The following is a 24,372-nucleotide window of genomic DNA, read 5'->3' as shown; positions in this document are numbered from 1 at the left end:
GGATGCGGATTTTGTGGGGCCTTCCTTCTGCTGGATCCCGGATCCCCTCTATGCTATGCTTTCCCCATGATCGGAACCGTATTGCTGGTGGAAGACGAAGACCAGGTCATGCGTTTGATGGCCAAGGTCCTGGAAATGGGCGGTTACTCGGTGCTGGCCGCCGAATCGGGGGCCCAAGCCCTGAAAATGAGCGCCGCCCACGCCGGCGACATCGATCTCTTGCTGGCCGACGTGGAGCTGGAAGATCGCATGAACGGCCATGACCTCGCGAAGCGCCTGCGCCACGACCGGCCGCATATGCGCGTCCTCTATACCTCGGGCTACCCGCTGGAATATTGTGAGGAACGCGGCGGGGCGAAGATCCAAAAGGAAGTGCAGGAGATGATGGCGGGCTTCCTGCAAAAGCCGTTTACGCCATCGATCCTTACGGAAAACGTGCAGCGGGCCCTCGAGGACTGGTCGATCGGGTCCGACCTCTAAGCGCCCCTAGCTTCGCCCTCAACCGACCAACAGATTGTATCCGCGGGCTTGGTCCGACACCCGCGGGATGCGGATGGTGAAGCACGTGCCCCGGCCCTGTTGGCTCTCCACTTCGATGGTCCCCTTATGATCCTTGATCAGCCCGTAGCTGATGGATAAACCCAGCCCGGTTCCCATCGGCTTGGTGCTGAAGAAGGGTTCGAAGATCCGTTCCTGATCCTCGCGGGCGATGCCCACGCCGCTGTCGCGCACCGTCGCCACCACCATGCCGTCCCGCTCCGCGGTGGCGATTTCCAGGACCCGCGGTTCCTTCTCCATGGCGTGGATGGCATTCATCATCAGGTTGATGAATACCTGCTTCAATTGATTGCGGTTGCCCAGCACGTACGACCCTTGCGTCCCGCCCAGGGATAGGCGCACTTCCACCTGGTTCGAGATCAGTTGGTGGCGAAGCAAGGCCAGCACGTCCTTGATGGCGTCGTCCAGGCTGAGCGGGGTGAGGGCGGCCTCGCGCTTGCCTTGCCGGGAGAAGTCGAGCAGGTTGCGTACGATATCGCGGATGCGCAGCACTTCATCGGTGACCAGGCGGAGCTCTTCCTTGATTTTCCCTGGATCGGCCGCTGTCTTGTCGTCCCCTGCCATGATCTGGATCATCTGGATGCGGCCCAGCATGATCTGGAGCGGGTTATTGATCTCGTGGGCCACGCCGCCGGCGAGTTGGCCCACCGCTGCCATCTTGCCGGAATGGACCAGTTGCCATTGCATGGCGGTGAGATTGCGGTTGGCCGCCAGGAGCGAATCGTACAGGTCGATGTTCTCGGCCACCACGCGCGCCTGCGAGGCGACCGCCTGGAGCAGGTTTTGCAGGGCCGGCATGCGTTGCGTTTCCTCGGCGGACAAGCGGATGAGGAGGAAGGCGCCGCGTCCCGCGTCGGGGGAAAGGGAAAGGATTGCCAAACCGTGGGAGGCCAGGGCCTTGGCCATGCGCGGGTAAGCGGTCAGGAAGAAATCCCCCGCCTCCAAACGCAAATGTTCTCCTTCGGCCAGGCGCAGTAGCTTGCGCGTTTCGGCATGCTCCAGGAAAGGCGCTCCGTCGATGGGCGGCGGCCGGGGATCGTTATCGGCGGAGGCCGCGTCGTCGGGGAAGAGCAGGAATCCTTGGTCCAGCCGGAGCTCGCGGGCGATGAGCTTTTGGAATTCACGGAAGAAGGCGCGCAGGGCGCCGGCCGCTTCCATGCCGTCTTCGCGCCCGTGGCCCAGGGCGTTGATGGAGGTGAGAAGCTTGAGTTCGTTCAGCTTCTCTTCCATGCGCTCCCGGTGCAGGCAATTCATGATGGCGATGGAAGCCTGGGAGGAGAGCACCCAGATGAGGTTGACGGTCTCCGCGGTCACCTCTTCCTGCTTGAGGGTGCAGGCGATCCAAACGAAGCCGTGGTTACGATCGTTATCGTGGAGGGGGATGACGGCGAAATCGCCGCCGCCTTCGCCGGGCCGATCCTCGAAGCTGGGGATGAGGCAGACGCGCTTCTCTTGCAGGATCCAGCGGATGATGCCTTCCTCGTAGTGCTGCGCCAGTATCTGTTGCAGTTGGGGCGTGAAATTGCTGGCGAACAGGGGCGCGGTTCCAGGGGAAGCGAAACCGCCGTCCCCCACGAAGACGGCGCATCCCCGCGATGGCAGGATTTCGCTCAAGAGGAAAACCAGATGATGGAGGATGTCCTTCAGGTCCTGCGAGCTGGCGATGACCCGGCACAGGTCCAGGATTTTTTGGAGCTCGGAAAGCGATGACTTGTATTGGTCCTTCTCGATGCGGACCTTGTTCAGCGAAGCGCCCGCGGCGCGGATGCGGCGGCGTTCGCGGGAATCGCGTTTGGCCAAGGCGCCGGCCAACGCCGAGACCTCCGGCGAATCGAAGTTCAGCTCGGCGAGATCCCGCCCCTCGACCAGTCCCGCCTTGAGGCTATCGATGTCCTTGAGCAGATCGCTCACGCGGCCTCCGCCATGAAGCTGCTGGCCTTATCGTACTCGGCGTAGAGGTTCGCCTGGAAAAGCTCCAGGCTTTCGGGGGTCAGCCCTAAGATCCTGCGGGCCATCTCCGCGACCGCTTCCGGAAGGGCGTCGAGCCCGGGCGATCCGCTCTTTCCCAAGCCGCACTTGGCCGACAGGTAATCGCCCAGGTAGACCAGCAAGGGGAGTTCCGGATTGCGCGGGCATTGCTCGGGATTCTGGTGCCAACGGATGCCCTCCACCAGGGCCACGGGTAGGTTCCAGCGCTCCGCCAACCACGCGCCCACTTCGGCGTGGGTCGCCCCGATCACCGCCTTCTCGGCCTGCGCGCAGTTTTCCCCGCCTTCGAATACGCGGGCCTGGATCTCGGCGAATTCCTTGGGGAGGTATTGGTTGAGCACGATCTTGCCGATATCATGCAACAGCCCGGCCACGAAGGCTTCCCCGGCCAGTCGATAGCAGGTCTCGCGCGCCAACATGCGGGTGCTGGCTCCGACCGACACGGAGTGCTGCCAGAACAGGCTGAGGTCGAAATGCTTGTTGTTCTCGCCCTTGAAGGAACTCAATACGGAGAAGGAAAGCGCCATTTCCTTAACGGCCTCGAAACCCAATACCACCAGGGCCAACTTCACCGTGGCGATCTGCCGGGGGAAGGCGTAGAAGCTGGAGTTGGCCAGCTTCAGGATCTTCGCGGTGAGCACCTGATCGCGGCTGATCAGCATCGCCAGTGACGAAGCCGAGGTCTTGGGATTGTCCACCAGCTCCAGCATCTTGGCCACCACGGTGGGCAAGGTGGGAAGGGAGATGAGGGAGTCGGTGATCCGCTTGACGCGTTTGGCTTGCTCTACAGGCAGGGCGGACATGGCTTAAGCGCCTCAGGCGTTGATCTTCTGGAGGAGCTTGGCCTTGAGCTTGAGCATGGCTTTGGAGTGGATCTGGGAGACGCGCGATTCCGTGAGGTTCAGCACCTCGCCGATTTCCTTCAGGGTCAGTTCCTCGTAATGGTAAAGGGCCACCACCAGCTTTTCCTTCTCGGGCAACTGCGCGATGGTCTCCTTGAGGATCCGCTTCACTTCCTGGTAGCCGATTTCCTTGAGGGGATTGGTTCCTTGGGGATCCTCGATGGTGTCGATAAGGCTGAGGGATTTGTTCTCGTCGCCGCGATCGGGCAGGGCCTCTTCCAGGGAGAGGATGGTGGCCGGGGCCACGTCGCTGAGCATCTCCTCGAATTCGGTGGGGGAAAGGTTCAGGTGCGCGGCCACCTCGTCGTCGTAAGGCATGCGGCCCAGAACGTTCTCGAGCTTGGCATAGGCCTTCTGCAGCAGTTTGTTCTTCTGGCGCACCGAGCGCGGCACCCAGTCCAGCGCGCGCAATTCGTCCAGGATGGCCCCGCGGATCTTATGGGTGGCGAAGGTCTCGAACTTGAGGCCGCGTTCCGGCTCGAACATCTCCACGGCCTTCACCAGGCCCATGATGCCCGCGCCCACGAGATCGTCGAATTCGACCGAGGCGGGCAGGTTCATGGAAACGCGTTGGGCGATGTACTTGACCAGGCCGGCGTACTCCACCAGGAGCTTATCCTTCGCGGCCTTGCTACCCGTGGCCCGGAATTCGGTCCACAATCCGTTCAAGTCGGGCATCAGGCGGCTTCGTCTTTCGGGTTCTGATCAGCGCCGAAGGTCATGCCTGGCCTTCGGAGGCGGGAACCGCTTTATGTGTATCCGCCTTGGCCGGCGTCCTACCGTCGGCCTCCAGCAGTTCGCCCGGATCGGGCTTAAGGAAGTAGAACAGCATCCCCCCGTCCTTGCGGGTGGCCCGGGCCTCCAGGGCCGAGGATACGATCGATTTGACGAGGGTGTCCGTCAGGATCAGGATGAAGATCCAGCCGAACAGGAAGGTCAGGAGGCCTTTAGCCAGGGCGAATACGATCTGGGATACGTCGATCTGGGGGGCCAGCAACAGGGAGAAACCGACCACGGCCAGCACCAGGGCCATCAGGACGGTTCGCGTTATCGCTTTGGCGATGGACAAGGCGTCCATTCAAGTTCCTCCAAATCCGCTTACGGTTGATTATGGACCCCGCCCGCCCGCTTTGACAAGGGGTTGCCTTCGCAACCCCCGGGTTCGCGATGCGACCCGCGGCCGTTGCACTGAGCCCGGCCATTGCGAGGCATCCTGGGTAGGCAGGGGTTTGCGTTTTTTCATGCATGCGCGCCGGCGGCGAAGCGCGTCGCGCCCGCGACCAAGGTGGCCGTGCCAGACCCTGAAGAGGCCATGGATGCGGCGGAACGGGCCGGTACCGCGGTCGGCAAGGCGGCGCGGGCGGCTTCTGCGAGGGCGCCGGCCAGCAAATCCGGCCGCGCCAACAGGATATGATCGGGAATGACCTGGCCGTTGCAGAGGTACGCGACCGGCGTCTCGGCCCGGCGCGCCAGGTTATACATGCACCCGAGGGAAAGGCATTCGTCCAGTTTGGTGAAGATGAGGCTGGAGGCGCCGAGATCGCGGTACAGCCCGTATTGGTGCCACAGTTCGCGCATGCGCGTGGGCCCGGACAATACCAGATGGATTTCGTCGGGGGCGAGGCAGTGCAACAGGCCCTGGAGTTCGCGCCACATCTCCTTATGGCCATGGCTGCGGCCGGCGGTGTCCACCAGGATCAGATCGCGATCGGCGAATTCGCGCTGGGCCTTGGCCACGTCCTCCGGGGAGAAAACCGATTTCACCGGGATACCGGCGGTACGGCCGAAGATTTCCAACTGCTCGTTGGCGCCCATGCGGAAGCTGTCGGCGGAAATGATGCCGACCTTTTTGCCTTGCTGGATCTTGGCGAGCGCGGCCAGCTTGGCCAAAGTGGTGGTCTTGCCCACGCCGGTGGGGCCTACCAACGCCACCGTGGTGGGGCGCCCGGCATGCAGGCGGATGCCGCCGGAGACGCGGATGCGTTCGGTGAGGGCCCGCGTGAGGAATTCGATTTCGCGTTCGCCCGCGGGCGCTCCGGCCAGTTCGACTGGCGTAGCCGCGCGCATGGCCGCGAAGGCGGTACCGGCGGCCTCGGCGGCCAGGGAGGGTTCCATCTCCAATTCCACCAGGCCGTCCTGCAGGGCCTGCATTTCGGCGCTGGTGATCCAAGTCGCCGCCGGCGAGATGGCGCGCCCGAATTGGCGCGGGGCGGGGGTGGGTTGGGAATGGGAAGCGGCCACGCGGGCCGCGGCCGATTCCATCATGGCCTTGATTTCGTTCTTGAGGTCCTTCAGTTCCCGCGCCGGCATCTCGGATTTTTCCTGCAGGGCCTTCAACTCGCCCCGCAGCATCTCGATCACCTTGCGATCGGCCTCGGCATCGGCTTCGTTCCGGGATGCGATATCGTTGCCGCGCGCGGCCGAGCGGACGGGCGCGGAGGGAGCGCGGCGTTCCGAACCGGGAGGGGCGGATATGGGGGTGACGCGGCGATCGGATTCGCCGGAACGGGCGCCGGCCCGGGCGGCGCGGATTGCCTCGGCGGGAGTAGCGGTTTCCGCGGCGGAATCGTTTTCGACGCGGCGCAGGCTGCCGCGCCAATCGTATTGGGAAGCGGGAGGAATGCGGCCCTGCATGGGCCTAGGCGAAGGACGGGCGGGCTGGGGTTCGGGACGCGCGGGCTGGGCCGGGGCGCGGTTGGTCAAGGGTTCTTCCAGCGCGGCGGTCACCTCGAAGCAGGCTTGCAGCTTGACGCCCACCCTGCGGGTCGTACGCCGCGATTTCAGGATCACGGCATCGGGCCCCATCTCGTCCTTCACGAGGTTGAGGGCCTCTTGCATGGTGTCGGCTTGGAACGTCTTCATCTTCATGGCATTCAACCTTCGTTATCCTTCGTTATCGCCCAGGATCACGGTCCCGGTCGCTTTCACGTTTACCCCGCTGGCGATTTCGCTGTAGCTGATCACCGCCAGGTTGGGGAAAGAGCCTTCCAGGATCTTGCGCAACTGGAAGCGGATGCCCGGGGAGCAGAGCAGCACGGGCTGCATGTTCTGGGCCACCATGCGCTCCACCAGAGCGGTAAGGCGGCCCACCATGCGGCCCACCAGCTCGGGCCGTATCACCAGGCGGGGCCCGCGCTCGGTATTCTGCACCGAGGCTTCGAGCATTTGCTCCAGCTTCGGCTCCAGGCTGATCACGTGGATGCAATCGGTAGCATCCTTATAGACCGTGCAAAGCTGGCGCGCCAACGCCTGGCGGCATTGTTCGGTGAGGAAGGCTTCCGACTTCGATATCTTGGCGGCGTTGGCCATGGCTTCCAGGATGGTGCCCAGGTCGCGGATGGAAACCTTTTCGTTGAGCAGGTTGATGAGCACGCGCTGCAATTCGCCGATGCCCAGGAGGCCCGGGATGAGTTCTTCCACTACGGTTGCGTTGGTCGCCTTGGTGTTCTCGACCAGCGACTTCACGTCCTGGCGGGTGAGGATCTCGCCGGCATGGTTGCGGATGATCTCGGTCAGGTGGGTGGCGATCACCGCGGGCAGCTCCACCACGGTGTAGCCCGCGATGTCGGCGGCTTCCTTCTGCGAACTGGTGATCCAGATGGCCGGCAGGCCGAAGGCGGGCTCAACCGTAGGGATGCCTTGGATCTTCTGGCTGGTGCCGCCCGGGTCCATGGCCAGGAAGCATCCCGTCATCAGCTCGCCGCCCCCGACTTCGATGCCCTTGATCTTGACCACGTATTGGTTGGCCTTGAGCTGGATGTTGTCGCGGATGCGGATGGGCGGGACGATGACGCCGATCTCGGTGGCGCACTGGCGCCGCAGCATGGTGATGCGCTCCAGCAGGTCGCCGCCTTGGTGCACGTCCACCAGGGAGATGAGGCCGTAGCCGATTTCCAGCTCCATCTGATCCACTTGCAGGTACGATTCGATCTTGTCCGACGCGGACGCCTCCTTCTCTTCCGCTTTCTTTTCCTTGGCGGTTTCTTCAGCCGCCTTGGTCACCGTCTTCTTCTTGGAGACCAGGAAGGCGGCGCCTCCCACGGCGACGGCCAGCAGCAGGAAGGGGAAGGTGGGCATGCCGGGGATGAGGGCGGTGACGCCCATGAAGCCGGCTCCGGTATACATGGCCTTGGTGCTTTGGGAAAGCTGCGCGATCACTTCTTCGCCCAGGTTCTGCTTGCTGGCCGCGCGCGCCACGATGATGCCCGAGGCCGTCGAGATCATCAGCGCCGGCATCTGGGTCACCAGGCCGTCGCCGATGGTCAGGATGGTAAAGCGCTTGAGGGAATCCTGGAAGGATAGATCCTGGATGGTCATGCCCACGATGAAGCCGCCGATGATGTTGACCACCGTGATGATGATGCCGGCGACGGCGTCGCCGCGCACGAACTTGCTGGCGCCGTCCATCGCGCCGTAGAAGTCGGCTTCGCGGCCGATGTTGCGCCGCCGTTCCTTGGCCTCGGCTTCGGTGATGATGCCGGCGTTCAGGTCGGCGTCAACGGCCATCTGCTTACCGGGCATGGCGTCCAAGGTGAAGCGGGCGGCCACTTCGGCGATACGTCCCGCGCCTTTGGTGATGACCACGAACTGGATGATGACCAGGATGATGAAGATGATGGTCCCGACCACCATGTTGCCCTTGGTCACGAAGGTCCCGAAGGTATGGATGACGCTGCCCGCCTCGCCTTCGGTCAGGATCAGCCGGGTGGTGGCCACGTTGAGCCCCAGGCGGAACAGGGTGATGATGAGCAGCATGCCCGGGAACACCGAGAAATCGAGCACGTTGTCGATGTACATCGAGATGAGCATGATGATGATGGCCAGGGAAATCATCACCGTCAGGAGCACGTCGAGGATGATGGGCGGCAAGGGGATGATCATCATCGCGATGACGGCGATGAGGATCATGGCGATGATCAGGTCCTTGTTGGCTACCAGGACCCCGCCTACCTTCTTCGTTTGCGTCGCTGCGGACATATCCCTCAAGTTCCCGTGGCTAACTGCCGATGATCGGAAGATCGACCTACTGCCCGTTGAGCAAACCCGATGCCGGACTTGGGGCTTGGGGGTATTTGGGGCGGGAGGGGAGGCCGGGAGCCCCGGTAAGGTTCACGCGATCCTTCAACCGGTTTGTTTTGGGCGATCCCGCCCTCAGCGGTAAAGCCGCGGTCAACCCACGGAAGTCCCTTTCAGGCTGTACACGTAGGCCAAAATTTCCGCTACCGCGGCAAAGAATTCCTCGGGAATCTGCTCGCCCGGCTCCGCCAGATCGTACATGCCGCGCGCCAAAGGCTTATCCTCCACGATGGGGATATCGTTCTTCCTGGCCATGTCGCGGATGCGCTCGGCGATCAGGCGCTTACCCTTGGCCACCACCACCGGGGCCTGATCCTCGCCTTGGCGGTAACGGATGGCGATGGCGATGAAGGTGGGGTTGGTGATCACCACCGTCGCCTTGGGCAACTCCTTCATCATGAAATTGCGGTGCATCTGCAGGCGCAGGGTCTTGATCTTTCCCTTGATGTGGGGATCGCCTTCGGACTGCTTGGCCTCGTCCTTCACTTCGGATTTGGACATCTTCAGTTCGCTATGGACCTTCCGCTTCTGGTAAACCAGGTCGGCGACGCCGATGGCCAGCAGCACGAGCGCGGACTTGATGATGATCTCCACGCTTACGGAGAAGAGCATCTGGCAGAATTGCCCCAAGGACATGTCCGCCAGCATCAGGTATTTCCCGTAATGCGAGGCCACCACCTTGTAGGCGACCAATCCGATGACGAGCATCTTGGCCACGCTCTTGAGGATTTCCACGAAGGAGGAGGGCGAGAACAGCTTCCCCAGGCCGCTCAGGGAAAAGATCTTCCCGAAGTGGGGCCCCAGCGGCTCCCACGACCACAGGAGGCCCACCTGCGCGACGCTAGAGGTGAGCGAAACCAGGGTGATACCCGCGACCACGGGGATAAGAAGCTTGAGGATCCCGATGAAGGCCTGTTGGCCGAGGGAGAAGAAGCGCCCCGGGATGGATTCGAAATTCCCGATGGCCATAAAGCTTTCCACCATGGTATTGCGCATGCCGGCGACCAATCGATCCGAATACATCCAGATCATGCAGGTCCCCGCCAGCATGATCAGCGCGGACTGGAAGTCCGAGCTTCTGCCGATCATGCCCTTGTTGCGCGCTTCGGAAACCTTTTTGCCTGTCGGGTCTTCTGTTTTCCCGTCGTCTTCGGCGGCCACTTAGGCGCCTCCCATCAGGCGCATGAGCCCGATCCAATAGGCTTGCAGCCCGGCTTGCTGCTTGGCGAAGGCCTGCCACATCATGGGCAGGGCGAACATGAGGGTCAGCATCCCCAGGGCGATCTTCATGGGCATGCCGACCATCCAAACGTTCATTTGCGGCATGATGCGCGCGATCATGGCCAACGCGATGGACGATACGAACAAGGTGGCGATCACGGGAGCCGCCGTTTTCATCCCCAATAGGAAGGATTCGGCGGTCATGGCGGCGAAGGCGGCGACCATGTTCCCCGAGGCCATATGCGCGCTCGTAAGCGGGATGAGCCGGAAGGACTCCGCCATGGCTTGCAGGTAGAAGGCGTGCCCGCCGCCGGCCAACAGCATCAGGATGAACAAGATGAAGATCAGGTGGGCCAGCGGGGTATCTTCTTCCCCCGCCATGGGATTGAAGATCTGGGTCATGTTGAACCCCGTCTCGGAATCGATCCACGAGCCCGCGAAGCGCAGCCCCGCGAAGATGAAGGTCCCGGCGAATCCCATCACCGCCCCGATGTAGATCTCCTTCAGGGCCAGGAAGATGTAGGCCGCCAGGTTGCCGGGAATGGCGATGGCGGTTTGCGGAAGGGCGGGGAAGAGGATGATGCTGAGGAAGAAGGAAAGCGCCGCCTTGAAACGCGTCGGCACGTCGTCGGTGATGAGGATGGGCATGAGGAAAACCAGCACGCTGACCCGCAGGAGGACCAGCAGCCAGATTTCGATTTGGCCGGTGGTGAAGTCCTGGAGGGCGGGGATGCCGTCGAAGGGACTCGGAGGGATGGGGGTGGTCATTCGTTGTTAGGGTTAAGGGTACAGGGTAAAGGGTTAAGGGTTTCGGAAGTAGGTGTAATCTGCACTCTCTTTACCCTGTACCCTTTACCCTTTACCCTTTTTTCTCATCGCAACAGGGTCGGGATCATGTCCAGGAGCTCGACGAAAAACCCCTTGAAGAGCTGAAGCATCCAGGGCAGGAAGATAAGCAGGGCCGCCCCCATGGCCACCAGCTTGGGTATGAAGGTCAGGGTCATTTCCGAGATTTGCGTGGCCGCCTGGAATACGCTGACGGCAAGGCCGACCACCAGGGACAGGATCAGCATGGGGCCGCTCAGCAGCAGCACCATCATCAGGGTCTTGCGCCCCAGATCGATGATCATGATTTCGTTCATCGGGACCTCAGCGGAAGCTCGTCACCAACTGCTGGATGACCAGGTTCCAACCATCGACCAGCACGAAAAGGATGAGTTTGAAAGGGGTGGAGATCATCACGGGAGGCAACATCATCATGCCCATGGACATGAGCACGGAGGAAACCACCATGTCGATGACCAGAAACGGGATGTAGATGAGGAACCCTATGATGAAGGACGAGCGGAGCTCGCTGATGCAAAAGGCGGGAATGAGGGTCGTGTTGCTCAGCTCCTCCACGTTCTTGGGGGTGGGGGAGCGGCTGATGCGAACCATCAGGGCCAGGTCCTTCTCGTTCACCTGCTTGAGCATGAACTCGCGCATGGGCGCCATGCCCTTATCGATGGCCACCTTGTAATCGATCTTCTTGGCCAGGTAGGGCTGCAAGGCCTCATCGTTGACCCGGTTGAAGGTGGGGCCCATGATGAAGAAGGTCAGGAACAGCGAAAGGCCCATCAGCATCTGGTTGGGCGGCGCGTTCTGGGTGCCCAAGGCCTGCTTGAGGAACGTCAGCACCACCACGATGCGCGTAAAGCAGGTCATCATGATGAGGATGGAGGGCGCCAGGCTGAGAACGGTGAGCATCGCCACCAACTCGAGGGTGACGGCCACGTCCTGGGGCCCGGCGGCCTTGTCGAAGCCGACCGAAAGCTTGGGAAGGACCTGGGCCTGGGCGGACAGGCACCATGAGCGCGCGGACTTCACCGGCGCGGCGCCGCGCTGGCTCTCGGTCGTACCACTCTCCTTTCCGATCGCTGCGCGATCGTTCCCGCTCGCGGCCGCTTCGGTTCCGGAAATTTCCTTCAAGTTCCCTGCGGTTCGCTCCGATAATCCCGATAGGCCCGGCCTCATGCCTGCGCCTCGTCGAGCAAGTCGGAAACCTTTTTCGGTTTCTTGAAACGTTCCAGCAGCTTGTTCAGGTTGTCCGAGAAGGCCGCGGGATTCCCCCCCTGGCGGGCCTGGCGGATTTCCTCCGCGGGATGCTTGAGAACGGTCAACAGGCGGATGCCTTCCTTGGACACCCCCAGCACGCTTATCTCGTCATGCATGCGTATGGCGACCACTTTTTGTTGTGGACCTAGGTGGCAGGTTTCCAGCACTTCCAGCAGGTCCCCGCCGGGACCCGGCCGCGTGAGCAGGCGGCCCTGCAAACGCTTGAGGACGCGGATGGAAACCACCGCCAGAAGCAGCACGAAGGCCAGGCCGAAGAGGATCTGCAGGGCGATCCCGCCTACGGATCTGCCATCGTCCGCGGCAGGCGCCTGGGCCCCGGACGTAGGGGGGGCCGCCGCGGGATTGGACTGCATTTCCTGCTGGAGCTTGCGGAATTTCTCCTCCATGGCCGGAGTCGGCGCAGAGGGTTCGGAGGCGGAAGACGCGGGAGCTTCGGCGGCCTCGTTGGCCGCGGAGGCCCGCGCGGGCGCCGCGTACAAGGATCTGGGCTGGCCGGCGAGAACGGATAGGGATGCGCCGAGAAGGGCGAAGGCGAATACGGCCCGGGCGCGCGTCATTTGAGCTGCTTAATCCTCTCCTCGGGGGAAACCAGGGAGATGATGCGGATGCCGAAATACTCGTCCACCACCACCACTTCGCCCTTGGCTACCACCTTGTCGTTCACCAGCAAATCCACCGGTTCGCCGGCCAGCCGATCGAGCTCGATGATGGAGCCCGGGCCCAACTCCAGGATCTTGCGGATGGAAAGCCGGGTGCGGCCCAGTTCGATGGTGACGTTGAGGTTGATATCCAGGAGCATCTGGATGTTGGGAGGGCTGTCCTCCATGGTCCGCGCCAAGGATGTATCGAAGCCGCTCAGGCTGGCCAGCGGGTTTTCCTCGGCCGCTGACGAGCCCGAGGATCCGTTGCCTCCCAGTTTGGCGGCCAAATCGGAGGATACCAGCAGCCGGAAAAGGGCGTCCGGGGCGCCTTCCAGGGACAAGTCCGCATCCACGATGGCGCCGCCGGTCAAATCGAAGGGAGGGTTTTCGGGAACGAAGGGCGCGGTCTGGGCCTGCTTGCTCGAAACCGTGGTCCCGTGGCGCGCGCCCAGGGCGGTGCAAAGGGCCCCCATGAACTGGTTGCCGAATTCGTTAAGCGCGTCGGAGTCTTCGTCCTTGTACGCTGCGTTCCCGTCGCCGCCCATCATCAGCCCGGAAAGGCGCGCGGCGGTTTCCTTCCGCACCAGCAGGCAAAGTTCTCCCGGCAAGCCGTGTTCGAAGGCGAGCCGCACGATAAGCCCCTCTTCGTCCAAGCCTTCGGCGAGGGCGCGGGCTTCCGCCTCGCGGATATCGCGCACGGCGATGCTGGCATGCCGGTTGAGCAGGGTCCCGAGCACCGCCGCGGCCTGCTCCAGGATGACCTCGGCCTCGGGCCGGAGGGCGTCGGGATTGAACGCGGAGCCGCCGGCGTCGCCCAGCAGGCCCGCCGTGAGCGCGTCGATATCGGCCTGGCTCAGCGGTCCTTCTTCAGCCATCTTCCCCTACCTCCCGGTCGATGAGGGCGTTGATCTGGATGCACTTGTTGCGGCCCACGATCCCCACCTTCCCCAGGAATTTCGGTTTGTCCCCGACCTTCACGGCCAGGTCGGTTTGCGCCAGTTTGTCGAGCACCACCACGTCGCCGTTCTGCAATTGCAATAGATCGCGGATGGAAAGGCTGGTGTCGCCGATCACCGCCGTAACCCCTAGCTCCGTGGTTCCCAGTTCGGTTTCGATGAGCCGGCGCGTTTCCTGGGTGGTGGTGCGTTGGCCCGAGATCCACGATTCGCCCGAAAGCTTGGTGATCACCGATTCCAACAGCATGTAAGGGAAGCAAAGGGAGATCAGTCCCGAGCCGTGCTTCATCCGCACTTCCAGCGAGATCAGGATGACGGTCTCGTTGGGCGGGGCGATCTGCACGAACTGGGAATTGGTCTCGTAGCTCTCGATCTTGGGGGTGAAGATGCCGACGTGCTCCCAGACCTCTTTCAGGTTGAGGAGCGCCCGTTCCACGATCTTGGTGAGCACGTTCTTCTCGATATCGGTAAGCTCGCGGTTGTGTTCCGAGGGCTTGCCCTGCCCGCCGAACAGGCGGTCCACGATGAAAAACACCAGGCTGGGATTGACTTCGAAGATGGCGGCGCCTTCCAGCGGCTCCATCTGGAAGACGTAGATGCAGCTGGGGTTGCTGATGGACATCATGAATTCGGAATAGGTGAGCTGATCCACCGAAACGATGTCGATCTCGACCAGGGTGCGCAGGTACGAGCTGAGCGTGGTGGAAAGCAGGCGCGCGTACCCGTCGTGCAGGTTCTGCAGCGTCCGCATCTGATCCTTGGAAACGCGATCGGGGCGGCGGAAGTCGTAGAGGATGACGGATTTCTCGCTCGGCTCGTCATCCGAAGATCCGGACGAATCGCCGCCGGAGGCCTTATCGGAACCGGAGTCCGGCACCAGGCTCCCGGTGGAAACCGCGTTGAGGAGGGCGTCGACCTCTTCCTGGGATAGGATGTCGCTCATGGTGGCCTTAGGTTCCGCTACTGGACTATGAACTCGGTGAAAAAAGCGTTACGCAGCTTGCCCGATGGAGGCGGCTCGGCATGCGGATCCTTCTTCCGCTTCTCCTCCTCCTTGGGGTCGATATGCGGCTCGGGCAGGATGGCGTTGATCTCGGTGACGATGGCCTCTTTCATCTTCTGCTTGCCCGCGGGCCTAAGCAGTTCGTCATAGGATTGGGCGCTCAGGATGTTGATGATGATGTCGGTGATCTTGGGCATGCGCCTCTCGATTTCCTTGCCGGTTTCGTCGAGACCGGGGCCTTTGCCTTCGCCGCCTCCGCCGGCCGGTTCCAGGCCGTCCCACTCCAGCTGGATCGAGCACTTCAGGTAATGCGATTGGCCGGGAGCGCCCGGTACGTTGACCGTGAAAGGCAGCGGCTTGGGCAGGACCATGCCTATCTTGGTGAGGCTCCGTTTCTTTTCCGCCTCGTCTTCTTCCTGCTTCTTGATCGCCTCGATGGCGGGATCGGCTTCGGCGGGCTTCTTGAGCTTGCCCACGATGAACATCCCCAATCCGCCCATGATGAGGAGATCGGCCACGATGACGCCGGCGATGATGGGGATCTTCTTGTTGAACGGCTTCTTGGCGGCTTTGGCGGCCCCGTCCTTGGCGGCCCCGTCCTTGCCTTTCTCTTCCGTCTTCGTTTTCTCTTCAGCCATGCCGGATCAAACCGTCCCTTCGCCGGGGCCGTCGCCCACGTCCATTCGCGGTCCCGTACGGATGCTCCGCTGGTACTCGATGATCTTGCGCACCACGTCGGCCACGGAATCCTTGATCACGATCCGTTTCTCGTTCTGGAGCACCAAGGTGGTGTCGGGATGCGCCTCCAAGGTTTCAATATGGTCCGCATTGACCATGATGGTTTCGCCGTTGAGCTTCGTTACTTGGATCATGGCCGCGGTTTCCCGGTTCCCATTCTACCTTAGCAGGGCGCGTGATTTCAATGACCAGAAACGCCAGGCCCCGCGCAAGGTTTTCCGGCGGGAATCGAGCGACCAAACGTCGAGCCCTGGAAGCGGGAAGTCTCCGGTAGCCGGGGAACGGGGCGATGGCCGCCTGCGCGCCGGGGCGTCCGCCAGGGGCGGAAAACCCTCGGGGGCGGGGCGGGGGGTAAAAGGAAGGGAAAACGCGCCGGAGGGATTCCCCGCGGGCGCCGGCCCTTCGCCTGTATGCGGGTCCACCTGCTATTACCTCTTCAGCGACACGAGTTCTTCCAATAAGCTATCGCTGACCGTGATTACGCGGGCGTTGGCCTGGTAGCCGCGCTGGGTGGTAATCATGTCCGTGAACTCTTGGGCCAACTCCACGTTGGATAGCTCCAGGGAGCCGGGCTTGATCACGCTCGAACTCTGAGGCCCGGCGGCGGCGTAGATGGGGTCGCCGCTGTTGGAGCTGGTGGTGTACACCGAGTCCTTGACCTTTTGCAACCCGCCGGGATTGGTGAAATCGGCGGTCATGATCTGGGCGAGATTCTTGGTCGTGCCGTTGGTGAACGAGCCCGAGATGATGCCGTCCTCGCCGATGGAAATCTGGCGGAGGCGGCCCATGGTATAGCCGTCCTGGGAGACCGCGGTGGCCGTGGTCGTGGAACGGAACTGGGTGAGGCCGGTGAAATCGCGCGGTCCGCCGACTCCCAAGTGGAGGTTCACGTCGGGGGCGCCGTTGCGGGGATCGAATTCCATGCTCGAGCTGCCGTCGTCGAAGGTGAAGGATGAGACCGAGCCGTCCTGCCCGAAGGTGAGCTTGCCCTTTTGCCCCTTGATGACGGTTTCCTGGCCGGCGAGCTTAATGTCCCACAGCCATTGCCCGGGGGTATTGGTGGGCGTGAATTCCATGGTGGCGACATGCTCCTTGCCGATGTTGTCGTACACCGTGATGGAGCTTTGGGCTACTTGGCTGTCCGTCGCGTCGCGCAAGGCCGTCGAGTTCATGTTGGTGTTGAAGAAGTTGGGCGAGGGTTTGGTATTGTTCGAGTCCGTGGCGCGGATGGACACGTCGCGGATGGCGAAGGCCGTTTCCGGTTGGCCCCGGATCACGATGGACCCGTCCGGGATATTGTCGTCGCTGCCGGCCGTGTTCATGGAGACGGACAGGTTGTTCTGGATGGTGCCGTCGCGGTCCGGGAGCTTGAAGTTGTCCTTGATCTTGTCGAGTACCTCGGACATCTTGGTTCCGCCCACGCCGTTCACGCCGGCCACGTAGGAGAGGGCCGTTACGTTGTTCGCGGGATCGCCCCCGATGGATCCGCCGAAGGAGATCTGGTCGCCGTTCTCCAGGCCCAGGTCGCTCCCGTTGGCGTCGTAAAGCAGGCTCAAGGAATCGGTCGCGACGGCCGGTTCCCGCATGGTATCGGTCACCACCGCGAGGCGCGTGGTGCCGGCGGCGATGGTGGTGGGAACCGCGAAGGCCTTGGTCACCGCGGGGCCGGAGACGGGGCGGTTGCTGGTCACCTGGAAATTGTTGATGGGGACGTTGTTGCCGTAGATGGTTATGGCGCCGCGCGCCGCGTCCGGCACGTCCACCATGTCCACCGTTGCCGTAGTGGCGCCCACTCCGTTGCTGCGCAGAAAGGCCGTCATCGCGTCGGTGATGTTCTTCATGGTGGTGGTGGCGGTGACGGCGAAGGTCGTGACCGCCGTGCCGGCGTTGGTGGCCGAAAAGGTCAGGATGTCCCCGTCCTGCATGCCCAGGCTGTTGCCCGCGTGATCGGACAATCCCACCGCGAGATCGTTGGTCTGGGCGTGATGGAGGAACTTCTGCGTATACAGGACCGATCCCTTGGCCATGGAATCGGAATCCAGGTTGCGGGCATACTTGACTTCGGTGGAAGCCTTGGCGGGGGCCTGGTCGTTGAACGGCACGCGGATGTTGCCGATCAAGGAGGTGGAACCGAAGCCGCCGCTGGAATCGGCGATCTTGCCTTGCAGCACCATGCCGTTGGTGGGTAGCACCATCTGGCCGGTCGAGTCGAACTGGAAGGCGCCATTGCGGGTATAGTAGGTCCCGTTCCCGTCCGAGACGGCGAAGTAGGCCTTGCCCTCGATGGCGAGATCGGTAATCAGGCCCGTGGATTCCAGGTTTCCCTGGCTCAAGCGGGTATCTATGGAACCGACGTTCATGCCCAGTCCCACTTGCATGGGATTGGTGCCGCCCCCGCCGTCCACCCCGCGGGATGCCCCCTGGAGCAGCTGGGATAGCGACTCTTCGAAAGTAACGCGGGAGGACTTGTAGCCGACGGTATTCACGTTGGCGATGTTGTTACCGATTGTGTCCATGCGGATCTGGCTGTTGCGCAAACCCGAAATCGACGCGTAAAGGGACCTTAACATATCATTATCCTCCGAATGCTTTTCATGCGCTGGCGTCCCTGCCGTTCCGTATCATTCCTGCGGCGCCAGGGCCTGGTCGCCCACGTGTAGCACCTGATCCATGCCGATCTGCTGACCGTTGATCTCCAGCCGCACCCCGTCCTTGGTGTACGAAATACCGTTGACCTTATTCTCGAAATAAGCGTACCCCGCTTGGGTGGCCCCGTCGCGCGAGGTCACCTTCAAGGTGTAGTTCCCCGTCGCGGCCTTGGTGCCGTCCATTTTCGAACCGTCCCAGTTGACCTGGGCCTCTTTGCCGGGCGTCAGGGGCACCACGTTCACGATGGCCCCGTCCTTATCCAGGATGGAGAGCACCGGATCCGTGCCCGCGTCCGTATGCACGTTGAGGGTGACCCCGCCGTTCTGGCCCGAGACGTAGGCGATGTCCTCCGCGTTCACGCGCGCGTATTTGCCGATCAGAGTGGTCGCCGAAGCGTTGGTGATGGCCGAGGAGTTGTTCGTCTGGTTGCCCACCAGGTCGGTGATCTTCTTGCTCAGATCGTCGATGGAGGTGTTGATGTTCTGCGTGCCTTCCAGTTGGGAGAACTGCGCCAGCTGGGCCACGTACGCGGTATTATCCTGGGGCGACAAGGGATCCTGGTAGCGCATCTGGGTCACCAGCAAGGTGAGGAAGTCCTGCTTGCCGAGCGTCTTGGTCGCGTTGCCGAAAACCGATTGATCCCCGGCGGAGGATACCGCGCTGCTTACGTTGCCGCCGCTTACGTCGGCGGTGACCGTACGCGAAGCGGGCTTGGCGGGATTGAGGATGTTATTGACGTCGGAGGTGACGCCGGGATTCTTGGCGGTCGGATTGGTAACGGCGGTTGTCATGGTTTCCCCCTACCCGATGTATTCCATGGTGTTGTAGCCCCAGCGCCGTCCGGTATCGGACTCGGGGGCGGAATCGAGGCCCGCGTTTTCGGTCCCCGGGCCGCCGTTGCCTTGCCCGTTCCCGCGGCCCTGGCGGCGGAAGAACGATTCGGCATTGCTGCCGTCGGGATTGAAGAGGGAAGCGTGGCGTTGATCCACCGAGACTTCCATGCCCTGCAATTGGATGCCTTGGTCCTTCAGCGCGTCCTTCAGCACGGAGATGTTTTCCTCCACTTGCTTGCGGACCGAATCGTTTTCCACCGAGATGCGGGCGGTCATGCCGTCTTCCTTCATCTCGAGGGAGACGTTCACCTTTCCCAGATGCTCGGGCGAAAGCTGGATGTTGATTTCGTCGCCGGTCTTATGGGTCGTGAGCGTCATCTTGCGCGCGATTTGATCGAGCACGGAGGCATCGTGCACCGGAAGGCGCGGCGCGACGTCGGCGGCCAGGGCGGCGCGATGGTCGATGGCGCGGGCCTGATCCAAAACCTGGTTGAACTGGGTTCCGGCCGACCCGTCCTTAACGGATTGCGCCGATTCCTTCCCGAGCATCTGCGCGCCGCCGGCCTGATCGCCCTTTTGCCCGAAGAGGTCCGACTGCGCGTCTTGATCTTGGGAGGCGGTCGAGTCGTGCCCGGCTTCGACGTGGGCCGTGCCCGCGGGTCCGGAGGTAGGTTCGACCGAATCGGATTCAAGCACCAGGTCGGTGCGCGGGCCCGTGGCATCGGTCTTGGCGGGAGCGGCCTGGAGGGCCGAGGCCTGCATTACGCGCAAGCGATCGAGATCGGCGATGGGCATCGGATCGGGGCTCGGTCCCTCGGCTTGGGGCCGCGCTTGCACGCCCTGCCATTCCTTGGGAGTGACCGTCGGGGCCTGGGCCGAAACCTGGATGCGGTTGGCTTGGCCCTGGGCCGCGCGTTCCAATCCGCCGATGCGGTCTTCCAGCATGCGGGCGAGGTCTTGGCGCGAAAGGGGTTTGGGACCTTCGATCTGGGGCTTGGTATCCGAGGGCGAGGCCGCTTGCGCCGGTCCCGCGGTTTGCGCCGTAGCCTGGGTTTCGGGATTCGCGGTTCCCGTCGGTGCCGCCTGCGCGGCCTTGTTCGCAGTGGAGAGGGTAGCCGCGGCGGCCGCGATTTGCCCGGCATCGGCCGGAATCTCGTTGGCCTCCGTCATCCCATTAGTTCCATCCGTCCCGTCCGATCCATCGGTTCCATCCACGGCGGCAACCGCGGATTGGCTATCGTCGGCGGGCAGGGCCTGGGCGGGCATGGCCTGGAGCATCCGGAGGATGTCGGCCAGGAAAGCGGGATCCTGCAATTGCTTGTCGTCGACCTTGATGCCGAGATTGGCCAAGCCTTTCTTGATGGCCGCCCGCGACTTTTCGTCGAGCCCCTTCGGTTGATCGTTTTTGCCGTTATCGTCCCGCAGCGTCGCCGAAGCATCTTGGGCCGTGTTGTCCTGATCCTGATCCTCGATCTTCGCCGCTGCATCGCGATCGCTTTTCGGGGGAGCCGCATGCCGCGCTTGGGCCCGAGCGGCGCGCGCCTCGCGAGCGTCGTTGGCGCGCTTCGTCCCGTCGTTGCGGGGCGCCGAAGATTTCGCCGAAGCTTCCGACGAAGATTCCGTTTTGGCCTTGGTTGCGCGGGATTCCGCCGTTGCCGGGCCATGGGCCTTTGTATCAGAGGGCTTCTGCGCCCGCTCCTTGAGCGTCCGTTCCTTGGCCTCCAGCTTGGCCGCGCTTTTCTCCATATTGGTCTGGAAGGAGGAAGCGGGATTAGCAACGCCCTTGTTACCCCCGCGCGAGGCGCCCGCATCCATCGGCAACAGATCGCCTTGGTTGCGGCCCGACTTGCCGGCCGTGCCCTGGGTCGTAACCTTCCGGGGCGCGGGTTTCGCGTCCGCGGCGGCCGAGGCTTGGGCATCGGGACGGCTTTGCCGGAAGAGATCGAGAAGGTTTTGGACCTGGGCCATGGTTTCTCCGCTGGATTCCTATTTCTTGTCCGTCGGGGCCGACGCCACGCTCTCGGGTTTGGCGGCCGCATCGCTTGGCTTCGCGCCGCTATTGTCCGTTTTCGCCGTCGCATCCACCGGCTTCGCGGCCGCATCCCCGGCGTTCATCGCCGCATTGCCGGGCTTCGCCCCGTTGTCCTGTTTCGATTTCCCGTTGGTCTTAGGCTCAACCTCTTCCGCCGACTTAGGCGTCTTGGATTTTCCGCCCATCAGGGTCGTAATCGTCGCGGCGCGCTTCACGTCCAAGGCCGCCAATGCCGCCATCAGCTTGGAGGTGGCCCGGGTTTCCGGGATCTTCTTCATGATGCGGACCACCATGGCATTGTCCAGGCTCAACAGGATAGGCGCCGCTTCGTCCGGGCGCATCCCGCCATACACTTCCGCCAGCGACGCGATTTGCTTGTCCTGCGCTTCCGAGCTCTTGCCTACGGCTTCCTCGATCTTGCGGCGTTCCGCGGCGATCTGATCCTTGGCCTGCACGGTTTCCAGCTTCAGGTTCTCCAGGCGCTCCGTCTCGCGGTTCACTTCGGCTTCGCGATCCTTGAGTTCCTTTTCCTTCTGCTCCAGCGCCTTGAAAGCCTTCAGCTGCTTGGCCTCGGCTTCTTCTTGCTTGGCCTGATCCTCGCCGGTGTAGACGGGCTTCAGGCGCTCCTTATCCTTCCCGTCCCCGGTCTCCAGATGCACCACGCCCGCGGCGAGCATGATCCCGATCAGCAAGACCGGGAAGAGGAAGACCGATACGAGGGAGATTCCCAGGAGATCTTTGAGTTTCATGTGCGGTTCCGCTTCATGGCAAAGCGGAAGCTATCGCAACCGGTATGCCAAAGCGCAAAGCCGACTGAAAGGGCCCGATTACGGGGGAATCGGGCGCCGGAGGAGGGATCGGGAAAGGAATTGCTGCCGAGGGGCAAGGATGCCCGGGAAGGAATTGCCAGGCTGAAGCGACGCTTTAACTTCGACTCGAAGTGGCGGGGAAGGCAGGGAAGAGGGGCCGCGAAGGCCCCTCACCGATCATTTTTTCGCGTGCTTGTACAGGACCAAGCCGCTCAGGATTTTGGGCGCGAAGAAGGTGGACTTCTCCGGCATCACGATCTCGGGATTCTTGAGGCCGGCATTGGCGACGTCCATCAGCTCATCGATGGAGACCGGGCAAAGGGCCACGGCCAAATCGTATTCACCCTTGTCGACCAGCGCTTTCATCGTCTCCAAATCCGATTCCGGATAGTAATCGAAATGCTTCTTCTGCAGGATCATGGAATGGTCCACGCCCAGGGCCGGGTAAAGTTCCCTCTCCAGGATGCTGCAATCCAACCGGCCCACCACGTCGCCCGGCACCTGCTTGGCCTTGAGGGTGAAGGCCCCTTCCTTCGTGTACAACCGGAAGGCGTGCTTGTCCGGGGTCGTAAAGGCCGCAGCGGGCTGCAGATCGAGCTTGGCCTTGATGTCCTGGAACTTCGCTTTCCCGTTGATGACCCGGTTATAGGCGAGGATGCGCGCCTTCTCCACGATGTAAGCCATGGCATGGGTTTGCCCGTTGAGCAAAGCCGCATGATAACGGTGATGCCCATCGGCGATGTAGAGGGGATTCTCGGCGACCGCGCGGCGCAGGGCCTGGCCCGCCGGCGAAGCCTCGGGCACCCGCCACAAGCGGCTGGCGATGCCATGCAAATCGTTGTACCCGCCGAAGTCGCTGTTGAGGACGTATTCGGCCGCCTGCTCCGCCCGCACCTTTTCCAGGATGGGTTGGATGGGCGACTTGGTCAGAAGGAAGATCGGCTCCAGGGTGTAGCCGGTTTCGTTGGTCACCTTGAGGCGGCCCTTCACCTTCTCGTCGAAGGTCTTCTCATGGCGCACGATATTGCCTTCGGCATAGGCGCTCACCGCCACGGCCCCGAAAAACCCCAAGCGCTCCGCCGGCCCTTGCAGGCCCTTCCACTTCTGCTCGTAGACATAGAAGCAGGGATCGGCATCGGGAACCAGGGCCCCCGAATCGGTCAGCTTCTTCAAGGCCCCGGGGGCGTCGGGTCCCAGGGTGACATGGAAAAAGGAATCGGGATTGGCGGCCAGGATGCTTTCCAGCGGCGAACCCTCCTTGATGACGTCATAAGGCGGCGTCGCCACCGCATTCGCCTTGTTCTTCGCCGCCCTTAATCCCTTCAGTCCCGCGATCTCAGCCATGTTCCATCCCATTCCTGCGCGAATCCCGCGCGTTCCCGGATACCCGGGTTCCCAAAAATAAATCATTCCCGCCGCCAGGTCCCCTTAAGCGGCGGCGAACCCCGAAAAAGAAATGTTTATTGTGGATCTGCCCGCATCCGGGCGAGGTAAGATAGGGTTTATGCTGCTGCAATGGTCGGGAATCGTCATCTTCACCTTCGCCTACATGGCCGCCCTGCGCAAATGGATCTACCAGGGTAATCTGGCGCTCGGCCTGCTCGCCGTCTTCGTCTTCTTCCCCGTCCTCATCGCCCTTACGCCCGTCTTCCCGGCCACCTTGCTGCGCGGCCTTCCCCTGGTAGGCGTGGGCATGTTCCTGCACCATTACGGCCGCCGCATCCTGATGCAGATCAAGCTGCTCTGGTTCACCACCTTAAGCGTGCTGGTGGTTCAGGGTTATTACGTCTGCTACGCGCATTTCGTCCTCGGACGCTGATCCGCTTTACCTCGCGAACCCATCCCCAAGATTCGGCGATCCCGCCCTAGACGTTGTTGAGGCATATTTTCGTCAATGAAAAGCAAGGCGCGGTTCGTCCAGCTCCTAGGAAAACAGGTTTGTCTCGCGGCTATTTTTCTGGTAGCTGCCAAGCTTCGCATACCTGTGGACGCTAGCCTCGGTGATGATGACGAAAAGATTTACCTATGCGCGACACCTTGGAGAAGGCCGGGCCAAGGCTTGCTATAGGCTCGGCCATTCTTTAGGTATCTTTACCTGGCAGGGGGATTACCATGACGCCATACAAGCACGGAATACTTTTCCTGGTGCTCGTTCTGGGCCTGAACTCGGTCGCATTCGCCCAATCCGCCTGGACGGTGGGAGACTCCTTGCCGACGGCTAGCACGCTATTCTCCGCGGCCTGGACCGGGGCGCAGCACGTGGCCGTGGGCGATTTCGGCGCCCTTCTCACCTCGCCCGACGGCATCGTCTGGACCCCTCGATCCACCGGAACAACCAACCATTTGTCTTCCGTGATATGGACGGGGACCCAGGCCGTGGCCGTGGGGGAGGGCGGCACCGTCCTCCTTTCGCCCGATGGCATCGCTTGGACTTCACGGGACATCGAGGCCAAGCCCAATCTCTACTCCGTGGCATGGACGGGAACACAGCTCGTGGCCGTAGGCGGCCTAAACGGAGCCGTCATCCTCACCTCGCCCGATGGCGTCACTTGGACCTCCCGCAGCTCGGGCTCAGCCAACATTCTGACTTCGGTAATCTGGACGGGGACGCAACTCGTCGCCGTGGGCGGATTCGAAACCATCCTGACCTCGCCCGATGGCATTACCTGGACTTCCCGAAGAGGGGATGAAGGCTATGATTTGGCCTCCGTGGCCTGGACAGGGTCCCTACTTGTGACCACCGGTTATCCCGGTACCATCCTCACTTCGCCCGACGGTGTCACCTGGACTTCCCAAACCGCGGATACCAGGCGGGATCTGGCTTCCGTGACCTGGACCGGGACGCACCTG

General features: G+C 62.4%; 23 protein-coding genes. 3 read left to right on the top strand and 20 right to left on the bottom strand.

Annotated elements, in window-relative coordinates; genetic code table 11:
* Positions 1-66 precede the first annotated feature (66 nt).
* Positions 67-480, top strand: a complete 414-nt coding sequence (locus JF616_19025) for a response regulator (protein MBW8889858.1) — start codon at positions 67-69, stop codon at positions 478-480.
* 18 nt (positions 481-498) lie between these two features.
* Here the strand turns inward: JF616_19025 and JF616_19020 are convergent, their stop codons facing one another.
* The 20 genes from JF616_19020 to JF616_18925 form a co-directional block, all read right to left on the bottom strand.
* Positions 499-2,469: a GAF domain-containing protein gene (locus tag JF616_19020; GenBank protein MBW8889857.1), complete on the bottom strand. Its 1,971-nt coding sequence runs from the start codon at positions 2,467-2,469 to the stop codon at positions 499-501.
* Complete coding sequence (locus JF616_19015; protein MBW8889856.1) at positions 2,466-3,350, bottom strand: HDOD domain-containing protein; 885 nt, start codon at positions 3,348-3,350, stop codon at positions 2,466-2,468. Before JF616_19015 ends, JF616_19020 begins: the two co-directional genes overlap by 4 nt.
* Positions 3,351-3,362: 12 nt before the next feature.
* Positions 3,363-4,127 carry a FliA/WhiG family RNA polymerase sigma factor gene (locus JF616_19010; GenBank protein MBW8889855.1) on the bottom strand — a complete coding sequence of 255 codons (765 nt, stop codon included), beginning with the start codon at positions 4,125-4,127 and terminating at the stop codon, positions 3,363-3,365.
* Positions 4,128-4,167: 40 nt separating this feature from the next.
* A complete protein-coding gene (locus JF616_19005) occupies positions 4,168-4,527 on the bottom strand; it encodes a hypothetical protein (GenBank protein MBW8889854.1) in 360 nt (119 codons plus the stop codon).
* A gap of 161 nt (positions 4,528-4,688) precedes the next feature.
* Positions 4,689-6,317 carry a flagellar biosynthesis protein FlhF gene (gene flhF, locus JF616_19000; protein ID MBW8889853.1) on the bottom strand — a complete coding sequence of 543 codons (1,629 nt, stop codon included), beginning with the start codon at positions 6,315-6,317 and terminating at the stop codon, positions 4,689-4,691.
* Between the two features lie 15 nt (positions 6,318-6,332).
* Positions 6,333-8,426, bottom strand: a complete 2,094-nt coding sequence (gene flhA, locus JF616_18995) for a flagellar biosynthesis protein FlhA (protein MBW8889852.1) — start codon at positions 8,424-8,426, stop codon at positions 6,333-6,335.
* Between the two features lie 192 nt (positions 8,427-8,618).
* On the bottom strand, positions 8,619-9,686 hold the full coding sequence (gene flhB / locus JF616_18990) for a flagellar biosynthesis protein FlhB (protein MBW8889851.1): 1,068 nt from the start codon (positions 9,684-9,686) through the stop codon (positions 8,619-8,621).
* Complete coding sequence (fliR, locus tag JF616_18985) at positions 9,687-10,514, bottom strand: flagellar biosynthetic protein FliR (GenBank protein ID MBW8889850.1); 828 nt, start codon at positions 10,512-10,514, stop codon at positions 9,687-9,689.
* Positions 10,515-10,618: 104 nt separating this feature from the next.
* Positions 10,619-10,888 (bottom strand): flagellar biosynthesis protein FliQ, encoded by a 270-nt coding sequence (fliQ, locus tag JF616_18980; protein MBW8889849.1) that lies wholly within the window; start codon positions 10,886-10,888, stop codon positions 10,619-10,621.
* 7 nt (positions 10,889-10,895) lie between these two features.
* The gene (fliP, locus tag JF616_18975; protein ID MBW8889848.1) at positions 10,896-11,759 is read right to left on the bottom strand and encodes a flagellar type III secretion system pore protein FliP; all 864 of its coding nucleotides are present in this window, start codon (positions 11,757-11,759) and stop codon (positions 10,896-10,898) included.
* Positions 11,756-12,418 carry a flagellar biosynthetic protein FliO gene (locus JF616_18970; protein MBW8889847.1) on the bottom strand — a complete coding sequence of 221 codons (663 nt, stop codon included), beginning with the start codon at positions 12,416-12,418 and terminating at the stop codon, positions 11,756-11,758. Before JF616_18970 ends, fliP begins: the two co-directional genes overlap by 4 nt.
* The gene (gene fliN / locus JF616_18965; protein MBW8889846.1) at positions 12,415-13,377 is read right to left on the bottom strand and encodes a flagellar motor switch protein FliN; all 963 of its coding nucleotides are present in this window, start codon (positions 13,375-13,377) and stop codon (positions 12,415-12,417) included. The genes JF616_18970 and fliN overlap by 4 nt, the downstream gene beginning before the upstream one ends.
* On the bottom strand, positions 13,370-14,401 hold the full coding sequence (fliM, locus tag JF616_18960; GenBank protein ID MBW8889845.1) for a flagellar motor switch protein FliM: 1,032 nt from the start codon (positions 14,399-14,401) through the stop codon (positions 13,370-13,372). The genes fliN and fliM overlap by 8 nt, the downstream gene beginning before the upstream one ends.
* A 17-nt stretch (positions 14,402-14,418) precedes the next feature.
* Positions 14,419-15,099: a flagellar basal body-associated FliL family protein gene (locus JF616_18955; GenBank protein MBW8889844.1), complete on the bottom strand. Its 681-nt coding sequence runs from the start codon at positions 15,097-15,099 to the stop codon at positions 14,419-14,421.
* Positions 15,100-15,105: 6 nt separating this feature from the next.
* A complete protein-coding gene (locus JF616_18950) occupies positions 15,106-15,333 on the bottom strand; it encodes a flagellar FlbD family protein (protein MBW8889843.1) in 228 nt (75 codons plus the stop codon).
* A gap of 294 nt (positions 15,334-15,627) precedes the next feature.
* Positions 15,628-17,769 carry a flagellar hook-basal body complex protein gene (locus tag JF616_18945; GenBank protein MBW8889842.1) on the bottom strand — a complete coding sequence of 714 codons (2,142 nt, stop codon included), beginning with the start codon at positions 17,767-17,769 and terminating at the stop codon, positions 15,628-15,630.
* 51 nt (positions 17,770-17,820) lie between these two features.
* Positions 17,821-18,639: a hypothetical protein gene (locus JF616_18940; GenBank protein ID MBW8889841.1), complete on the bottom strand. Its 819-nt coding sequence runs from the start codon at positions 18,637-18,639 to the stop codon at positions 17,821-17,823.
* Between the two features lie 9 nt (positions 18,640-18,648).
* On the bottom strand, positions 18,649-20,649 hold the full coding sequence (locus JF616_18935; GenBank protein MBW8889840.1) for a flagellar hook-length control protein FliK: 2,001 nt from the start codon (positions 20,647-20,649) through the stop codon (positions 18,649-18,651).
* Positions 20,650-20,667: 18 nt separating this feature from the next.
* A complete protein-coding gene (locus JF616_18930; protein ID MBW8889839.1) occupies positions 20,668-21,462 on the bottom strand; it encodes a hypothetical protein in 795 nt (264 codons plus the stop codon).
* 237 nt (positions 21,463-21,699) lie between these two features.
* Positions 21,700-22,866, bottom strand: coding sequence for a DUF1015 domain-containing protein (locus tag JF616_18925; protein ID MBW8889838.1), 1,167 nt, complete (start codon positions 22,864-22,866; stop codon positions 21,700-21,702).
* Between the two features lie 160 nt (positions 22,867-23,026).
* Between JF616_18925 and JF616_18920 the strand changes: the two genes are divergently transcribed.
* Both JF616_18920 and JF616_18915 read left to right on the top strand, forming a co-directional pair.
* Positions 23,027-23,341, top strand: coding sequence for a hypothetical protein (locus tag JF616_18920; protein MBW8889837.1), 315 nt, complete (start codon positions 23,027-23,029; stop codon positions 23,339-23,341).
* 293 nt (positions 23,342-23,634) lie between these two features.
* Positions 23,635-24,372: hypothetical protein (locus JF616_18915; GenBank protein MBW8889836.1), on the top strand; the 738-nt coding region annotated here is incomplete at its 3' end.

The sequence above is a fragment of the Fibrobacterota bacterium genome, from assembly GCA_019509785.1.
Classification (GTDB): domain Bacteria; phylum Fibrobacterota; class Fibrobacteria; order UBA11236; family UBA11236; genus Chersky-265.
The sequence above is the reverse complement of the archived record's forward strand: the minus strand, read 5'-3'. Positions and strand labels throughout refer to the sequence as shown.

Coding starts and splice junctions, on each gene's coding strand:
- JF616_19025 (MBW8889858.1), top strand. CDS start 67: ATGATCGGAACCGTATTGCTGGTGGAAGACGAAGACCAGGTCATGCGT.
- JF616_19015 (MBW8889856.1), bottom strand. CDS start 3,350: ATGTCCGCCCTGCCTGTAGAGCAAGCCAAACGCGTCAAGCGGATCACC.
- JF616_19010 (MBW8889855.1), bottom strand. CDS start 4,127: ATGCCCGACTTGAACGGATTGTGGACCGAATTCCGGGCCACGGGTAGC.
- JF616_19005 (MBW8889854.1), bottom strand. CDS start 4,527: ATGGACGCCTTGTCCATCGCCAAAGCGATAACGCGAACCGTCCTGATG.
- flhF (MBW8889853.1), bottom strand. CDS start 6,317: ATGAAGATGAAGACGTTCCAAGCCGACACCATGCAAGAGGCCCTCAAC.
- flhA (MBW8889852.1), bottom strand. CDS start 8,426: ATGTCCGCAGCGACGCAAACGAAGAAGGTAGGCGGGGTCCTGGTAGCC.
- fliR (MBW8889850.1), bottom strand. CDS start 10,514: ATGACCACCCCCATCCCTCCGAGTCCCTTCGACGGCATCCCCGCCCTC.
- fliQ (MBW8889849.1), bottom strand. CDS start 10,888: ATGAACGAAATCATGATCATCGATCTGGGGCGCAAGACCCTGATGATG.
- fliP (MBW8889848.1), bottom strand. CDS start 11,759: ATGAGGCCGGGCCTATCGGGATTATCGGAGCGAACCGCAGGGAACTTG.
- JF616_18970 (MBW8889847.1), bottom strand. CDS start 12,418: ATGACGCGCGCCCGGGCCGTATTCGCCTTCGCCCTTCTCGGCGCATCC.
- fliN (MBW8889846.1), bottom strand. CDS start 13,377: ATGGCTGAAGAAGGACCGCTGAGCCAGGCCGATATCGACGCGCTCACG.
- fliM (MBW8889845.1), bottom strand. CDS start 14,401: ATGAGCGACATCCTATCCCAGGAAGAGGTCGACGCCCTCCTCAACGCG.
- JF616_18955 (MBW8889844.1), bottom strand. CDS start 15,099: ATGGCTGAAGAGAAAACGAAGACGGAAGAGAAAGGCAAGGACGGGGCC.
- JF616_18950 (MBW8889843.1), bottom strand. CDS start 15,333: ATGATCCAAGTAACGAAGCTCAACGGCGAAACCATCATGGTCAATGCG.
- JF616_18945 (MBW8889842.1), bottom strand. CDS start 17,769: ATGTTAAGGTCCCTTTACGCGTCGATTTCGGGTTTGCGCAACAGCCAG.
- JF616_18940 (MBW8889841.1), bottom strand. CDS start 18,639: ATGACAACCGCCGTTACCAATCCGACCGCCAAGAATCCCGGCGTCACC.
- JF616_18935 (MBW8889840.1), bottom strand. CDS start 20,649: ATGGCCCAGGTCCAAAACCTTCTCGATCTCTTCCGGCAAAGCCGTCCC.
- JF616_18930 (MBW8889839.1), bottom strand. CDS start 21,462: ATGAAACTCAAAGATCTCCTGGGAATCTCCCTCGTATCGGTCTTCCTC.
- JF616_18925 (MBW8889838.1), bottom strand. CDS start 22,866: ATGGCTGAGATCGCGGGACTGAAGGGATTAAGGGCGGCGAAGAACAAG.
- JF616_18920 (MBW8889837.1), top strand. CDS start 23,027: ATGCTGCTGCAATGGTCGGGAATCGTCATCTTCACCTTCGCCTACATG.